We start from the raw sequence: 14,904 nt of genomic DNA, 5'->3' as shown, positions 1-14,904 counted from the left end.
GGACGCGGCCCGCCCCTGCTCGCTCGGACAGTGGTCAGGTCAGGAGCGCGGCTCCCCGTTGAACGCGGCGGTGACCGCCTCGCGGACCGCGTCGGACAGCGGGCGCAGCGCCTCGTCGCGGGCGGCGGCCTGCCGGTGGTTGACCGCCCCGCCCGGGGCGTCGGTCAGGGCCAGGTCGAGCACCTTCGCCAGCCGCTGCGCCCGGGCGAGCAGCGAGAGCGCGAGCGGGTCGGCATCGGCCGGCAGCCCCGTCGCACGGCCGGGCCTCGCCAGCCCGGCGAGCAGGGCCGGCACCTCGGGGTGCCAGCGGGCGAGGTCCAGCTCGGCCAGGGTGCGGGCCGCGTCCCCGACGGCGAGGTCGAGCGCCCCGGACACCGCGCGCAGCCTCCCCTCCACCGGCGGGGGCACCGGCGGGGCGCCGTCCAGCACGACCGCCGTCCACTGCACCACCTCGGGCCCGAGGGGCTCCGGCACCAGGGCCAGCCGCTCGCCCACGGCCAGCTGCCCGGCCTCCAGCGCCAGCTCGGTCAGCCCCGGTACGCGCGGGATCCCGCGCACGTCGCCGGGCACGGGCAGCACCAGCCGGAACCGGTGCTCCCCGAGGCCGCGCAGCGCGGTCAGCGCCCAGCCCAGCGGCACCGCCTCGGTGGTGCCGGGCAGGCCCACCACCCGGTGGGCGGTGTCGCCGAGCAGGGCGTCCAGCGCCTCGTCGTAGGAGCTGCGGCCGGTGAGCCAGGCGGTCGCCCAGGCGGCGAACCGGCCAGCGGGGAAGTCGTGCACCCAGCGAGGCTATGCCGCCGTCCCGGGCGGATGACGATGTGGCGAGCCATCACCGAGCGGTCCGGGTCTGCCAGAGTGGAGGGGTGGACGCCTGGCTGCTGTGGCTGATTGCGTCGGGCCTGTTCACCGCCGGGGAGATGGCGGGCCTGGATCTCGTGCTGCTCATGTTCGCCGGCGGCGCGCTGGGCGGGATGACCGTCGCGCTGCTCGGTGGACCCGTGGCGCTGCAGCTGGCCGCGTTCGCCGTCGTCTCGGCGCTGCTGCTGTTCCTCGTCCGCCCGCTCGCCAAGCGCCACCTCACCCAGCGGACGCCCGAGCAGGTCGACGGCGTCGCCACGGTCATCGGCCGGACGGCGCAGGTGACCCGCGCCGTCGACGGGCACGGCGGCCGCATCCGGCTGGGCGCCGACGAGTGGAGCGCCCGCAGCCAGTTCGACGCCGACCGGTTCCCCGTGGGCGCCACCGTGCGCATCCTCCACGTCGACGGGGCCACGGCCGTCGTCGGCGATGCGCTCGAGCTGCAGTGACCCACCCCCGGCCCGTCCGGGCCCGCTTCTCCAACGAAAGGGAAAACCCGTGGAGCCCGCACTGATCGCCCTCATCGTGATCGCCCTGCTGGTGGTGATCGTCCTGGCGAAGAGCCTGACGATCGTCCCGCAGGCGCAGGCCAAGGTGGTCGAGCGGCTGGGGCGGTACAGCCGCACGCTCTCCCCGGGGCTGTCGCTCCTGGTGCCCTTCGTGGACCGGGTGCGGGCCACCATCGACCTGCGTGAGCAGGTCATCTCGTTCCCGCCGCAGCCGGTGATCACCGCCGACAACCTGCAGGTGGGCATCGACACCGTCGTCTACTTCCAGGTGACCGACCCGCGGCTGGCCGTCTACGGCATCGCGAACTACATCACCGGCATGGAGCAGCTGACCACCACGACCCTGCGCAACGTGGTGGGCGGGCTGAACCTCGAGGGCGCCCTGACCGGGCGGGACGGCATCAACAGTCAGCTGCGCGAGGTCCTCGACGGCACCACCGGCCCGTGGGGGCTGCGGGTGGCGCGGGTGGAGATCAAGGCGATCGACCCGCCGCCGTCCATCCAGGACTCGATGGAGAAGCAGATGCGCGCCGACCGCGACAAGCGCGCCATCATCCTGCAGGCCGAGGGTGCGCGGCAGTCGGCGATCACCACCGCCGAGGGCGAGAAGGCCTCGGCGATCCTCTCCGCCGAGGGTCGCAAGCAGGCGGCCATCCTGGAGGCCGAGGCCGAGCGGCAGAGCCGGATCCTGCGCGCCGAGGGTGAGCGGGCCGCGCTGTTCCTGCAGGCCCAGGGCCAGGCCAAGTCGATCGAGACGGTGTTCCAGGCGATCCACGACGGCAAGCCCGACCAGGGGCTGCTGGCCTACCAGTACCTGCAGACGCTGCCGCAGATCGCGCAGGGCGACGCGAACAAGATGTGGATCGTCCCGAGCGAGTTCAGCAAGGCGTTGGAGGGCCTGGCCAACCTGGGCGGGGCCGGTGAGGGCCGGTCGTGGATGGACGTCGGGTCGTCCCCGGACGGCGGGACGGGCGCGCCGGCGGCCCGCCCCACCGCGGAGATGGACACCAGCGGGTGGTTCGAGTCGGCGCTGCCGCCGGCGGCCGACCAGCCGGAGGCGAAGATCGAGCTGACCAGCATCGCGGACATCGCGCCGAGCGTCCCGACGCCGGAGATGCCGGCCACCCCGTCGCTGCACCAGGCGGCCGAGGAGGTGGCCGGCCAGGCGGAGGACGGCGGGGCCGAGCCACCCGCCCGCTGACGAGACACCTGGTTGCGGGAGTCCCCGACCGGGGCCTGGGCAGCGGCTCAGCCCGGTCGGGGACGGCACCCGGTGGCGGTGTCGACCGGTAGGCCGACGAGGGATTCAGTCCTTGAGCAGTCCTTCGCGGAGCTTGGCCAGCGTCTGGGACAGCAGCCGCGAGACGTGCATCTGCGAGATGCCGATGTCGGCGGCGATCTGCGACTGGGTCATGTTGCCGAAGAACCGCAGGATCAGGATGCGACGCTCGCGGGCCGGGATGGTGGCCAGCAGCGGCTGCAGCGACTCGCGGTACTCCACGCCCTCCAGCGCGGCGTCCTCCTCGCCGAGCGTGGCGGCCAGGGTGGGGGAGTCGTCCTCGCCCGAGAGCCGCTCGTCGAGGGAGCTCGACCGGTAGGCGTTGGCCACGGCCAGGCCCTCGAGCACCTCCGCGCGCGGGATGCCCAGGTGCTCGGCCAGCTCCGACGGCGTCGGCGCGCGGCCGTTCTTCTGCGCCAGCTCGCCCACGGCGGCGTTGAGCGACAGGTGCAGCTCCTGCAGCCGCCGCGGCACCCGTACCGACCAGCCCTGGTCGCGGAAGTGCCGCTTGATCTCCCCGGTGATCGTGGGCACCGCGAAGGACAGGAACTCCACGCCCCGGTTCGGGTCGAACCGGTCGATGGCCGCGATCAGGCCGAGCGTGCCGACCTGCAGCAGGTCGTCGAACGGCTCACCGCGGTTGCTGAACCGGCGGGCGAAGTGCCGTACCAGCGGCAGGTGCTCCTCGACGAGGATCTCGCGAAGCCGCTCGCGGCGCGGGTCGTCCTTCTCCAGGGTCGCCAGCTCGGCGAACAGCGGGGCGGTGCGCTCGGCCCGCCGCCGGTTGTCCGACACGGGGGCGGCCTCGGCGTCGGGTTCGGGGGCCTCGTCGGCCGCGGGGCGCGGGCTGGGTGCGCGCGGGGTGACGGCAGGGACCTCGACCGGCTGCTCGTCCGGCGCGAGCTCCCCCTGCGCCCCGTGGGGGGCGGGCGGGGACTGGTCGTGGCGCAGGGTGTCCTCCTCGACGGTGGTCGGCTTCGGGGCGGACGCCCGGGTCACCGAGCGACCGAGATGTTCTGGCCCGCCCCGCCGAGCAACTGGTCCGGGTGCTGTCCCGGGAGGAACTTGTCCATCGAGATGAGCGCGACCGGACCGGACGTGCCGTCCCCGGCCGGAACGGAGGCCTGGGTGGCCGGGCCGGCCTCGACGTTGTCGACCAGGGTGTGCAGCACCGCCCAGCCGAAACCGTCGCGAGGAACGTCGGTGCCCTCGGTGGTCGGCACCCACGCGTCGATGTGCAGGCCGGCCCGCGTCGTCTCGAACACGACGGTCAGCGGGTGGTCGTCCGCGACGATCGAGGCCAGCGTGGCGCAGGCCTCGTCAACCGCCAGGCGCAGGTCCTCCACCGCGTCGAGGTCGTAGTCCATCCGGATGGCCAGGTCGCCGGCCATGGCCCGCACCGCGGGCAGCTGGGTGGGGGTGGTGGGCAGCCGCAGCTCCAGTCGTTCGGCGCGCCGGCCGTCGTGTGCGAGGGCACCCCTCGAATCCGCCATCCGTCGTTCGCTCCTCATCGTCGCCGCCTCCCGCCGCGGGTCGCGGGCACGAGGTCGTCATCCATCCTGCCCGACCGTTCGCCCGAGAGCGCGGGCGCGGGGGGTGGGAATCCTGAGGTGCCGATATAGCCCGGCAGCCGGGCGGTAAACCCCCACGTCGGGCCTGGGAGCGCGCGGTTGCCGAGCCCTGGGGCGTGTTGTTCCCTGGCGCCGGATGAACGCCAGCCGGGGAGAGCCTGCCGCCGGAGTCCCGTCCCGAGGAGGACGCGGGCACCCGGGAGCAGGTGCAGCGCTCGGTGCTGCCGCCGTTCCTCCCGCTGCTGCCCGACGCCGGCCTGGTCGGGCTGCGCTGACCGGCGGCCTGTTTGAGGAACGGATCCGGTGCCCATCCTCCGGGCGTGAGACTCCGCCGCAGCGACGTGCACGGCCCCGGCTGGGGGCGCCGCCGCGCCGGCCGCGGGTTCGCCCACTACGACGAGGACGGCGTCCTGATCAAGGACGACCGGCTGGACCGGGTCAAGGCCCTGGCCATCCCCCCGGCGTGGCAGGACGTCTGGATCTGCCCCTGGCCGAACGGGCACATCCAGGCCACCGGCGTGGACGCCGCGGGCCGGCGGCAGTACCGCTATCACGACGCCTGGCGCGCCCGCCGGGACGCGGAGAAGCACGAGCGGGTGCTGGAGATCGCCGCCCAGCTGCCAGACGTGCGCGACGCGGTCCTCGCCGCGATCGACACCGACGGGCTCACCCGCGACCGGGTGCTCGCCACCGCGGTCCGCCTGCTGGACCTGGGCTACTTCCGCGTCGGCAGCGAGCAGTACGCGGAGGACAACGGCACCTACGGCCTGGCCACGCTGCGGCGGGACCACGTGCACGTGCGCGGGGAGCGCACCTTCTTCTCCTACACCGCCAAGGGCGGCCTCGAACGCGAGGTCGAGGTGAAGGACCGGCCGACGGCCGCCGTCGTCCGGAAGCTGCTCGCCCGGCCCGCCGACGCGGGGGAGGACCTGCTGGCCTACCGGCTGGAGAACGGCACCTGGCACGACGTCACCAGCGACGAGATCAACGGGTACCTCAAGGAGATCAGCGATGCCGAGGTGACCGCGAAGGACTTCCGCACCTGGAGCGCCACGGTGCTCATGGCCGCGAGGCTCGCCGAGGCGCCGCAGCCGCGGACCGGGACCGCCCGGAAGAGGACGGTCAGCGCCGCCTACAAGGCCGTCGCCGAGCAGCTGGGCAACACGCCGGCGGTGTGCCGGGCCAGCTACGTCGACCCGCGGGTGGTGGACCGGTTCGAGCAGGGGGAGACGGTCGCGGACGCGCTGGCGGAGGCGGCCAGGGCCACCGACGACCGCGCGCGGCAGGAGGTCGTGGAGGCCGCCGTCTGCGCGATGCTCACCGGCTGACGGGCACGCACGGAGAAGGCCCCGCCACGTGGCGGGGCCTTCTCCGTGCGTCGGTGTCCGGGCGCACCCGGACGCAGGTCAGCGAGCGGTGCCGTCCACGATCGTGAACAGGTCGATCAGACCGGTGACCTCGAGCGGGCGGGTGACCGCCCGGGTGGTGGCGATCAGCCGGAGGTCGACCTCGCGGGAGCGGGCCGACTTCTGCGTCTCCACCAGGACGGCCAGCCCGGCGGAGCCGAGGAACTGGACGCCGGAGAGGTCGATCACGAGCTCCTTCGGTTGCTGCTCGAGCTGGGTGTCGAGCGACGACCGCAGGACGGGGGCGGTGAACGTGTCCACTTCGCCGACGACCGTCACCGTGACCGCGCCGTCCTGACCGGTGGAGGTCGAGAGCGTGATCACGTCGTCGAAGGGTGCCTCCGTGCCCTCGGTCGACACGTCGGGCTGCCCTTCGGCAGGCAGGTCGGATGTGGTCACGGGCTGAGCTCCTCTCAACGGCAGTGCCCGTCGGCACGACCGCTCGGTCAATCTACCGCTGCGGGATCGTGCGGTGCGGGCGGCCCCGCGCACGTCGTCCGTGCCCGGGCCCGGTCCGCGCGATCCGGAACGGCGACGGCTGCCTGCTCAACCGCCGCCCCAACGTAGACAACGGCTCTCCCGCACGCCACCCCGCCCCGGAGGGCGTTTCCCGGTGCCGTGGGCGTGGAGAGCTGACTCGCACCACCGCGTGCCGTTACGGTCCGCACCGCAGTGCACACCGCGGTGCACACCGCGGCCGACGCCGGTCCCGACGTCCTCCCGGAGGCCCCGTGAACCACTCCCCGCTCGTGGCGCGCCGGCCCGCGCTGGTCGTGCCGGCGGCGGGCACCCCCGCCCTCACCACGGTCGGGACCCGCCTCGGCCGGCCGCTGATGACCTGGCACCCGGCCTGGGTGCCGGTCCTCGAGGCGTTCGCGGCGGCCGACCCGCCGCAGCCGCGGTGGGAGTCGCTGGAGTGGTACCGCAACGAGTCCTTCGGCGCCCCGCCGGACGAGACCGTCGACCTCGACGCGCTGCCGGCCGATGTCGCCGCCGCGGTCCGGGCGATGGGCGCATCGCTGTGGCAGGTGCGGGTCGTCCCGGACGGGGGCCTGGCGCACCTGACCGGCATGACCCAACCGGTCGGCCGGCACATCAGCGCCCTCCTCGCGGCGCTGAAGGGGGCGGTCGTCGAGGCCTCGGCGCACCACACCACGGGCATGAAGGCGCCCATCGGCATGGGGTCGGGCAGTGAGGACGGCTCCTTCCCGCTGCACGCCGACATCTTTCCGGGGCGCTACCTGCTCAACGTCTTCCACCAGCCGGCGCCGGACCAGCAGGGCGCCTCGCTGCTGATGTCGGTGGCGGAGTGGGGGGAGCTGGCCGCGGTCGCGTTCGGCCCGGAGTGGGCGGCGCGGAGCCTGCGGCTGGTCCGCCGCGAGGTCCCGTGGGACATGGAGGCCTACGAGGAGGTGTTCGGCTACCACGACCGGCCGGACGACTCGGGCCTCATCGCCGCGAGCGACGCCGCGGCCACGCGGATCCTGTACGGGCCCGGCGAGGGCTACCTGGTCGACGACGCGGAGTGGCTGCACGGCCGGACCGTGGTCCGCAAGAGCGAGCACACCTACGACCGGGTGCACCGCCTCACCTTCGACACCGCCGGCTCGTTCGCGCAGCGGATGGCGCTGGAGGACAGACCGGAGAACACCGCCTGAGGCGGTGGCCGGCCGCGGGGCCGGCCACCGCAGGTCAGTCGCGGGGATGGACGGCGGCCTCCTCCGGGCCCTCACCGCCGGTCGCCTGCTCGGCGGTCGCCTCGACGTCGTCGGCGGTCCGGTTGGTGCCGGAGTCCGTGTCCGGGGCGGTGTCGAGGTCCTGCTCCAGCTGCATCTGGGGGCGGTCGGGGTCCTCGGCGGGCCGGATGTCGGGGAACACGTCGGGCACCTCGCGGCCCAGACGGATGTCCAGCGGTTCGCCCTGGGACTGCTCGAAGGCGGTGGTGCCGTAGTCGACGCTGGCCCCGGGCTCGTCGCGCCCGGGGTCGGGGGCGAACTGGGGGTCCTCCGTCCGATGCAGGGTGGGTGAGTCGTCGTTGATGATGTCGGGGATCCCCTCCTCCTCGGGGAAGACGTCGCGGGCGGTCTCGCCCTCGCTCCGGCGGCGCTCGAACTGCGTCATGGGTTCCTCCTGTGCGGTGAGCCGCGTGCTCGCGATGCGGCCGGGACGCCGGCCGCGGACTGCCTCCCGCCTACCCGCCGCTCCCGGGCCCATGCGTGAGGGTTCTCCCAGCATCGGTGCGGGCCGCGCGGTAGGGCGCCGGGAAGGGTGGGTAGCGCGCTCACCATGGCAATCGCACAGGAGGTGCAGCGGCTCGCGGCCCCGGCCCGCCGCTGGGCCCGCACCCAGAAGCGCGAGTACTCGCGGGGGGAGGCCCGCCCCCTCGGCGGGGATCTCGGGGCCATGGGCGTGTACCTGGGCCTGGTGTCGGCCGGCGTGGCCGCGGTGCGGGCCTCGGGCCGGGAGCTGCCGAAGCGGATCCCACCGGGGGACGTCGCGCTGCTGGCCGTGGCCACGTTCCGGCTGTCCCGGCGGATCGCGAAGGACCCGGTGACCAGCCCGCTCCGGGCCCCCTTCACCGCGTTCCAGGGGCCGTCGGGGCACGCCGAGGTCGCCGAGGAGGTCCGCGAGCACGGCGGGGTGAAGCACGCCGTCGGTGAGCTGCTCACCTGCCCGTTCTGCCTGGCGCAGTGGGTGGCCACCGCGCTGGTGCTGGGCTACGCGACCGCGCCGCGCGCGACCCGGATGGCGGCGCTGACGATGACCCTGGTCGCCGGTTCCGACGTCCTGCAGTTCGCCTACGACGCCCTCCAGAACGGGGTGGGACACGCGCCCGGTGAGCAGTCGGCCGGGGTGCGGTGAGGTCCTCCGTCCGGAGGAGAGAGGGGGCGCTCGGCCTGCCGCGGTGCGCGGAGCGCACCTATCCTGCGATCTTGACCGCCCGGCCTTCCCCGCCCGCGGTCCCGGACGGGTCTCTCGGAGGAGTGCGGCATGCGGTCGATCTGGCGCGGCGCGGTGTCCTTCGGTCTGGTCAGCATCGGGGTGAAGCTCTACACCGCCACCGAGGACCACGACATCCGGTTCCACCAGGTGCACGCCACCGACGGCGGCCGGGTGAAGTACAAGCGGGTCTGCTCGATCGACGGTGAGGAGGTCGAGTACAGCGAGATCGCCAAGGGCTACGAGCTGCCCGACGGCCAGCTGGTCATCCTCACCGACGAGGACTTCGAGGAGCTGCCGCTGACCTCCCGGCGGGAGATCGAGGTGCTGGAGTTCGTCGACCAGGACCAGATCGACCCGATCCACTTCGAGAAGACCTACTTCCTCGAGCCCGACGCGTCAGCGACCCGGCCCTACGTGCTGCTGCGCGACGCCCTGGAGAACGCCGGCCGGGTGGCGATCACCAAGATCGCGATCCGGCAGCGGGAGTCGCTGGCCGCGCTGCGGGTCCGCGACGGCGTGCTGGTGCTGCACACGATGCGCTGGCCGGACGAGATCCGGACGCCGGACTTCGGTTTCCTCGACGAGGACGTCGCGGTGCGGCCGCAGGAGCTGCAGATGGCAGAGGCGCTCATCTCCTCGATGACCGGCGAGTTCGACCCCGCCGCGTTCACCGACGACTACCGCGAGGCGATGGCGGCGCTGCTGGAGGCCAAGCAGACCGGCGGTGAGGTGCAGCCGCTGCCCGAGACGGCGGACTCCGGTGCCGCGGTCGTCGACCTGATGAGCGCGCTGCGCCGCAGCGTCGAGCAGGCCCGCGGCGGCGCGCCCGAGGCGGAGAGCACGCCGCGGAAGGCGCCGGCCAGGAAGGCCACCGCGGCGAAGAAGACGGCAGCCCCGAAGGCGACGGCAACGACGGCGACGGCAGCCCCGAAGGCGACGAAGGCGGCGGCGACCAGGACGACGCCCGCGAAGAAGACGACGGCGAAGAAGACGACGGCCGCCAAGAAGTCGACCGCCACGGGGAAGCAGCCGGCCAAGCGCGCCCGCCGCACCGCCTGACGTGCCCGCGCCGGTCCCGGTGCCCGCGCCGATGCTCGCCACCCCCGGCGACCTGCCGCCGGCCGCGCAGGACGGGCGGTGGGGCTACGAGTTCAAGTGGGACGGCGTCCGCGCGGTCGCCGCCGTCCACGACGGAGCCCTCACCCTCTGGGCGCGCAGCGGCACCGACATCTCCGTCCGCTACCCCGAGCTGGCCCGCCTGCCCGACGCGCTGGCCGGGCACGACGCCGTCCTGGACGGCGAGGTGGTGGCCCTCGACGACCGCGGCCGGCCCGACTTCGGTGCCCTGCAGACCCGGATGCACCGCACCGGCCCGGAGGTGCGCCGGCTGGCCGCCGCCGCGCCGGTCACCTACCTCGTCTTCGACCTGCTGGCCTGGGACGGGGAGGACCTGCTGCACGCGCCGTACGCGGAGCGCCGGCGCCGGCTGGACGCGCTCGGGCCCGGCGGGCACCGCTGGGTCACCACCCCCTGGTTCCGCGGCGGGGGTGCCGACGTGCACGCCGCGAGCCGGGAGAACGGGCTCGAGGGAGTGGTCGCCAAGCGGCTGGACTCGCCCTACCGCCCCGGCTCGCGCGGCCCGGAGTGGCTCAAGGTCAAGAACGTCCGCACCCAGTCGGTGGTCGTCGGTGGCTGGCGGCCGGGCCTGGGACGCCGGGCCGGGGGAGTGGGGTCGCTGCTGGTCGGCGTGCACGACGACGCGGGTCGGCTGGTCTACGCCGGTCACGTGGGCACCGGGTTCACCGCGCAGGCGCTGCGGGATCTGGCCGAGTTGTTCACGCCGAGGCCGACCTGTCCGTTCGAGGGCCGCCTCGCCCGGGAGGTGATCCGCGACGCCCGCTGGGTCGAGCCCGACCTGGTGGGCGAGGTGGCCTTCGCCGTCTGGACCGCCGACGGTCGGCTGCGGCACCCCTCGTGGCGCGGATTGCGCGACGACATCGCCGCGGAGGACGTGGTGGAGGAGTGGTGAGGACACGGTGAGCCGGCAGCTGGTGCGCGTGGACGGGCGGCAGCTGTACGTCTCCAACCTGGAGAAGGTGCTGTTCCCCGAGGTCTCCTTCACCAAGGCGCAGGTCATCGACTACTACGTCCGGATCGCCCGGGCGCTGCTGCCGCACCTGTCCGGGCGGCCGGTCACCTTCACCCGCTGGCCCGAGGGCGTGGAGGGGCCGGCGTTCTTCGAGAAGAACAGCGCCCGGCACGCCCCGGACTGGGTGCGCCGGGTGACCGTGCCCAGCCCGGGCAGCTCCCGGGGCCGGGAGACCCTCGACATGGTGATCCTGGAGACCGTCGCCGACCTGGCCTGGGCGGCGAACCTGGCCGCGCTGGAGCTGCACGTGCCCCAGTGGCAGGTGGGGAGCCGGCTGCAGCCGGCGCTGCCCGACCTGCTGGTGCTGGACCTCGACCCCGGCCCGGACGCCGGCATCCGGGAGTGCTGCGGGGTCGCCGAGCGGTTGCGCGAGCGGCTGGTCGACGACGGTCTGGACCCGGTCGTGAAGACGTCGGGGTCCAAGGGCATGCAGGTGTACGCGCCGATCCGGGTGAGCGACCGCGAGCACCCGAGCCGGTACGCGAAGAAGCTGGCGCAGGAGCTGTCCGCCGAGACGCCGGACCGGGTCGTGTGGCGGATGGAGAAGGTGCTGCGGCCGGGCAAGGTGCTCGTCGACTGGAGCCAGAACAACCCGGCCAAGACCACCGTCGCGCCCTACTCGTTGCGAGCCCGCCCGGATGCCCCGGTGTCCACGCCGATCGGCTGGGACGAGGTGGAGGCGGTGCTCGACGGCGCCGATCCGGGCGCGTTGCGCTTCCGCACCGAGGACGTCCTCGCCCGCGTCGAGGAGTACGGCGACCTGTTCGACATCGCCGGCGCGCGGCGCGCCGTCCTGCCGCCGGCCTGAACACGGACCCCTCCTCCCCACCCCTCGCGCGCTCGGGGCGGTGCCCTGGAGGGGGCCGTCCCCGGGCCTGGCATCCTCGCTTCTCGTGTCCGTTGCTGAACTGCCCACCATCGGTCCCCGCGACGACCGGCTGGCCGACGTCGGACGCCTCGTCGTCCGCTGCCCCGACCGCCCCGGCATCGTGGCCGCGGTCAGCGGCCTGATGGCCGCGGTCGGCGCGAACATCACCGACTCCCAGCAGCACTCCTCGGACCCCAGCGGGGGCACGTTCTTCCTCCGGCTGGAGTTCTTCCTCGCCGACCTCGCCGGGAGGTGGGCCGAGCTGGAGCAGCGGCTGGCGGCGCTGGCGGGCGAGTTCGGGATGACCTGGCGGCTGACCGAGGCCGCGCACCGGCCGCGGCTGGCGGTGTTCGTCAGCAGGACCGACCACGTGCTGCAGGAGCTGATCTACCGGGTGCGCTCCGGGGACCTGCGGGCCGAGCTCGCCGCCGTCGTCTCCAACCACCCCGATCTGGAGCCGGTCGCCCGCGCGGCGGGCATCCCCTTCCACCACGTGGCGGTCACCGCCGACACCAAGGCCGAGGCGGAGGCCGCGGCGCTGGCGCTGATCGGCGACGTCGACCTGGTGGTGCTGGCCCGCTACATGCAGATCGTCTCGGCCGACTTCTGCGCCCGGTTCCCGGAGCGGCTGATCAACATCCACCACAGCTTCCTGCCGGCGTTCGTCGGCGCGAACCCCTACCAGGCGGCGCACGACCGCGGCGTGAAGCTGATCGGGGCGACCGCGCACTACGTGACGCCGGAGCTGGACGCGGGTCCGATCATCGAGCAGGAGGTCGCCCGCATCGACCACCGGGCCACGGTGGAGGACATGCGCCGCATCGGCCGGTACGTGGAGCGGCAGGTGCTCGCCCAGGCCGTCACCTGGCACGTCGAGGACCGGGTGATCGTGGACGGCGCGAAGACCATCGTCTTCGCGTGAGCGGAGCTCGGGCGTCGGTCATCGCGTGAGCGGGGCCGTGACGTCGGGCGGGTGACATCCCGCCCCACCCCACCCCGCTGAGGCCCGGCTCACACGCCTACCGTCGCCCCGATCCGACCGAAGGCGCACCAGGGGGAGATGTGGGCACCACTGCCATGAGGGAGTCGTCGGGCGGGCGGACCGCCGCCCGCGCGGCCGGCTGGGTCGCGCCGCTGTGCTGGATCGCCGTGCTGCTCGACGGGTTCGACCTCGTCGTGGTGCCGACGACGCTCAGCGGCCTGCAGCAGGAGTGGGGGCTGACCGCCGGCGGCGCGAGCGCGCTGATCACCGTCGGGCTGGTCGGCATGATGGCCGGCGCGCTGAGCATCGGCGCGCTCACCGACCTGTTCGGCCGCCGCAGGGCGTTGATCGGCGCGGTGATCTCCTTCTCGGTGCTCACCCTGCTGTGCGCCGCGGCGCCGAACCCGTATGTCTTCGGCGCGCTGCGCTTCCTCGCCGGCCTGGGCCTCGGCGGCTGCCTGCCGACGGCGATCGCCCTGGTGAACGAGTTCAGCCGCGGTACCCGCGCCGGCCGGGCGACCACCACGATGATGACCGGCTACCACGTGGGCGCGGTGGCCACCGCCGCGTCGGGCATCCTCGTCGTGGCGCCGATCGGCTGGCGCTGGATGTACGTCGTCGGCGCGCTGCCCGCGCTCGTGCTGGTCCCGCTCATGCTGCGGCACCTGCCCGAGTCGGCCGCCTGGCTGCTCGCCCACGGCCGGCGCGCGGAGGCCGAGGTGGTCGCCGGCCGGTACGGGCTCGAACTGGAGGCGCCGGGCGCGGGTGCGGCGCCCGCGACAGGTGCCGCGGCGGCCCTCCGCACCCTGTTCGGAGGCGGCTACCTGCGCAACACCGTGGCGATCGCGGTGACCTCGTTCATGGGGCTGCTGCTGGTCTACGGGCTGAACAACTGGCTGCCCGGGATCATGCGCGAGGCCGGGTACGACCTGGGCGCGCAGCTGGCCTTCCTCACCGTGCTCAACCTGGGCGCCGTCGTCGGCCTGCTGATCGCCGGCGCGGTCGCCGACCGGATCGGGGTGCGCCCGGCCGGCATCGTCTGGTTCGCCGGTGCCGCGCTGCTGCTGGCCCTGCTCTCGGTCCGGCTGCCGATCGCGGGCATCTACCTGATGGTCTTCCTGACCGGCTGCTTCGTGTTCAGCGCGCAGGTGCTGGTGTACGCGTTCGTCAGCGCCAACCACCCGCCGCAGGTGCGCGCGACGGCGCTGGGCTGGTCGGCCGGAGCCGGCCGCGTCGGCGCGATCGTCGGCCCGCTGCTCGCGGGCCTGCTGGTCAGCGCCGGCCTGGCCTTCCCGTGGGGCTTCTACCTGTTCGCCGCCGTCGGGCTGCTGGGCGCGGTCGGCATCAGCGCCGCGCGGCCGCGGCGGGCCTGAGGCCGGGAGCGGTCACTCGTTGCGGCGGCGGTCTCGCTCGGCGAGGAACCGCTCGAACTCCGCCCCCAGCTCCTCGCCGCTGGGCACCTCGCCGGCGCCGCCGAGCAGGTCGGTGCCCTCGCGGGCGGCGGTGAACCGGTCGTACTGCTCCTCCAGCGCGGCCACCACGGCGGTGTTCTCCGGTGAGCGGGCCAGCTGCTCGTCCACCTCGGTGCGGTGGGACTCGGCGGCCTCGCGCAGCGTCTCGGTCGGCAGGTGCAGCCCGGTGAGCGCGGAGAGGTGCTCGAGCAGGCTCAGCGAGGCGGCCGGAAAGGTGGCCTGCGCCAGGTAGTGCGGCACGTGCGCGGCCACGCCGAACGCGTCGACCCCGGCCTCGCCCAGCCGCAGCTCCAGCAGCGCGGCGACGCTGCCCGGGATCTGCAGCTCCCCCCAGTAGACGGGGTAGGACTCGATGAGCTGGCGGCGCGTGGCGTGCGCGGTGACGGTGACCGGGCGGGTGTGCGGCACCGGCATGGGGATGGCCTGCAGGGCGGCCACCGACGTGACTCCCAGGCTCTCGACCAGCATGCTCACCGCCGCGACGAACCGCTCCCAGGCGAAGTCCGGCTCGGCGCCGTGCAGCAGCAGGAACGGCTCCCCGGCGTCGTCCTCCAGGGCGTAGAGCAGGATCTCCGGCGCGACGAAGGACTCGTAGCGGTCGCCGTGGAAGGTCATCCGCGGCCGGTGCCCCCGGTAGTCGACGAGGCTGTCGGCGTCGAACCGCGCGATCACCTCGTGGGGGAGGCTCGCCAGCAGGTGCGCGCCGGCGAGCGCCCCGGCGCGGGCGGCGTCGAACTCGCCGGCCAGGTCGTGCACCAGCACCAGTCCGCGGCGTTGCGCAGGCCCGGCGGCCTGCGCCTCGCGCGCGAGGAACGGCTCGGCCTCGGGGAGCAGCTCGACGAGCTCCTCCGGTTGCTGCGCCACGGT

At 74.2% G+C, this 14,904-nt stretch carries 16 protein-coding genes; 10 read left to right on the top strand and 6 right to left on the bottom strand.

All coding sequences use genetic code 11. From position 1 onward, the window contains the following. Positions 1–39 precede the first annotated feature (39 nt). Complete coding sequence (locus BMZ50_RS11360) at positions 40–780, bottom strand: hypothetical protein (RefSeq protein ID WP_091324364.1); 741 nt, start codon at positions 778–780, stop codon at positions 40–42. Positions 781–863: 83 nt separating this feature from the next. Between BMZ50_RS11360 and BMZ50_RS11355 the strand changes: the two genes are divergently transcribed. Together BMZ50_RS11355 and BMZ50_RS11350 are read left to right on the top strand one after the other, a co-directional pair. Beyond that, positions 864–1,307, top strand: a complete 444-nt coding sequence (locus BMZ50_RS11355) for an NfeD family protein (protein ID WP_091324361.1) — start codon at positions 864–866, stop codon at positions 1,305–1,307. Between the two features lie 49 nt (positions 1,308–1,356). Continuing rightward, a complete protein-coding gene (locus BMZ50_RS11350) occupies positions 1,357–2,568 on the top strand; it encodes an SPFH domain-containing protein (protein WP_091324359.1) in 1,212 nt (403 codons plus the stop codon). Positions 2,569–2,673: 105 nt separating this feature from the next. Here the strand turns inward: BMZ50_RS11350 and BMZ50_RS11345 are convergent, their stop codons facing one another. Both BMZ50_RS11345 and BMZ50_RS11340 read right to left on the bottom strand, forming a co-directional pair. After that, positions 2,674–3,645 carry an RNA polymerase sigma factor SigF gene (locus BMZ50_RS11345; RefSeq protein ID WP_091324356.1) on the bottom strand — a complete coding sequence of 324 codons (972 nt, stop codon included), beginning with the start codon at positions 3,643–3,645 and terminating at the stop codon, positions 2,674–2,676. Then, positions 3,642–4,139, bottom strand: coding sequence for an ATP-binding protein (locus BMZ50_RS11340; RefSeq protein WP_091324353.1), 498 nt, complete (start codon positions 4,137–4,139; stop codon positions 3,642–3,644). Before BMZ50_RS11340 ends, BMZ50_RS11345 begins: the two co-directional genes overlap by 4 nt. A 398-nt stretch (positions 4,140–4,537) precedes the next feature. On the opposite strand from BMZ50_RS11340, the gene BMZ50_RS11335 reads away from it, so the two are divergent. After that, positions 4,538–5,545, top strand: a complete 1,008-nt coding sequence (locus BMZ50_RS11335) for a DNA topoisomerase IB (protein ID WP_245753571.1) — start codon at positions 4,538–4,540, stop codon at positions 5,543–5,545. A gap of 78 nt (positions 5,546–5,623) precedes the next feature. On the opposite strand, the gene BMZ50_RS11330 is transcribed toward BMZ50_RS11335, so the two are convergent. Then, on the bottom strand, positions 5,624–6,022 hold the full coding sequence (locus BMZ50_RS11330; protein WP_091324351.1) for an STAS domain-containing protein: 399 nt from the start codon (positions 6,020–6,022) through the stop codon (positions 5,624–5,626). 332 nt (positions 6,023–6,354) lie between these two features. Here BMZ50_RS11330 and BMZ50_RS11325 point away from each other — a divergent pair, with 332 nt between their 5' ends. Further along, entirely contained in the window at positions 6,355–7,281 is a 927-nt protein-coding gene (locus tag BMZ50_RS11325; protein ID WP_091324349.1) for a hypothetical protein, read from the top strand. Between the two features lie 34 nt (positions 7,282–7,315). Here the strand turns inward: BMZ50_RS11325 and BMZ50_RS11320 are convergent, their stop codons facing one another. Then, on the bottom strand, positions 7,316–7,744 hold the full coding sequence (locus BMZ50_RS11320; protein ID WP_091324347.1) for a hypothetical protein: 429 nt from the start codon (positions 7,742–7,744) through the stop codon (positions 7,316–7,318). Between the two features lie 165 nt (positions 7,745–7,909). Here BMZ50_RS11320 and BMZ50_RS11315 point away from each other — a divergent pair, with 165 nt between their 5' ends. The 6 genes from BMZ50_RS11315 to BMZ50_RS11290 all read left to right on the top strand — a co-directional run bounded on the left by BMZ50_RS11315 (position 7,910) and on the right by BMZ50_RS11290 (position 13,938). Continuing rightward, positions 7,910–8,485: a DUF1360 domain-containing protein gene (locus tag BMZ50_RS11315; protein WP_091324346.1), complete on the top strand. Its 576-nt coding sequence runs from the start codon at positions 7,910–7,912 to the stop codon at positions 8,483–8,485. A 129-nt stretch (positions 8,486–8,614) separates the two neighbouring features. After that, complete coding sequence (ku, locus tag BMZ50_RS11310; RefSeq protein WP_091324344.1) at positions 8,615–9,625, top strand: non-homologous end joining protein Ku; 1,011 nt, start codon at positions 8,615–8,617, stop codon at positions 9,623–9,625. Between the two features lies 1 nt (position 9,626). Further along, the gene (gene ligD / locus BMZ50_RS11305; protein WP_245753570.1) at positions 9,627–10,595 is read left to right on the top strand and encodes a non-homologous end-joining DNA ligase; all 969 of its coding nucleotides are present in this window, start codon (positions 9,627–9,629) and stop codon (positions 10,593–10,595) included. A 7-nt stretch (positions 10,596–10,602) separates the two neighbouring features. Continuing rightward, the gene (gene ligD / locus BMZ50_RS11300; protein ID WP_091324342.1) at positions 10,603–11,523 is read left to right on the top strand and encodes a non-homologous end-joining DNA ligase; all 921 of its coding nucleotides are present in this window, start codon (positions 10,603–10,605) and stop codon (positions 11,521–11,523) included. A gap of 85 nt (positions 11,524–11,608) precedes the next feature. Continuing rightward, positions 11,609–12,505: a formyltetrahydrofolate deformylase gene (gene purU / locus BMZ50_RS11295; RefSeq protein ID WP_218146211.1), complete on the top strand. Its 897-nt coding sequence runs from the start codon at positions 11,609–11,611 to the stop codon at positions 12,503–12,505. Between the two features lie 155 nt (positions 12,506–12,660). After that, complete coding sequence (locus BMZ50_RS11290) at positions 12,661–13,938, top strand: MFS transporter (protein ID WP_091324340.1); 1,278 nt, start codon at positions 12,661–12,663, stop codon at positions 13,936–13,938. Between the two features lie 12 nt (positions 13,939–13,950). Here the strand turns inward: BMZ50_RS11290 and BMZ50_RS11285 are convergent, their stop codons facing one another. Beyond that, positions 13,951–14,901, bottom strand: a complete 951-nt coding sequence (locus BMZ50_RS11285) for a proteasome assembly chaperone family protein (protein ID WP_091324338.1) — start codon at positions 14,899–14,901, stop codon at positions 13,951–13,953. Positions 14,902–14,904 lie beyond the last annotated feature (3 nt).

It is taken from the genome of Geodermatophilus ruber, from assembly GCF_900114385.1.
GTDB classification, from domain to species: Bacteria; Actinomycetota; Actinomycetes; order Mycobacteriales; family Geodermatophilaceae; genus Geodermatophilus; species Geodermatophilus ruber.
The sequence above is the reverse complement of the archived record's forward strand: the minus strand, read 5'-3'. Positions and strand labels throughout refer to the sequence as shown.

What these genes read in the sequence shown, in the direction of transcription:
- BMZ50_RS11340 (WP_091324353.1), bottom strand. Translation starts at nt 4,139, where the DNA reads ATGGCGGATTCGAGGGGTGCCCTCGCACACGACGGCCGGCGCGCCGAA.
- ku (WP_091324344.1), top strand. Translation starts at nt 8,615, where the DNA reads ATGCGGTCGATCTGGCGCGGCGCGGTGTCCTTCGGTCTGGTCAGCATC.
- BMZ50_RS11290 (WP_091324340.1), top strand. Translation starts at nt 12,661, where the DNA reads ATGAGGGAGTCGTCGGGCGGGCGGACCGCCGCCCGCGCGGCCGGCTGG.
- BMZ50_RS11315 (WP_091324346.1), top strand. Translation starts at nt 7,910, where the DNA reads ATGGCAATCGCACAGGAGGTGCAGCGGCTCGCGGCCCCGGCCCGCCGC.
- BMZ50_RS11320 (WP_091324347.1), bottom strand. Translation starts at nt 7,744, where the DNA reads ATGACGCAGTTCGAGCGCCGCCGGAGCGAGGGCGAGACCGCCCGCGAC.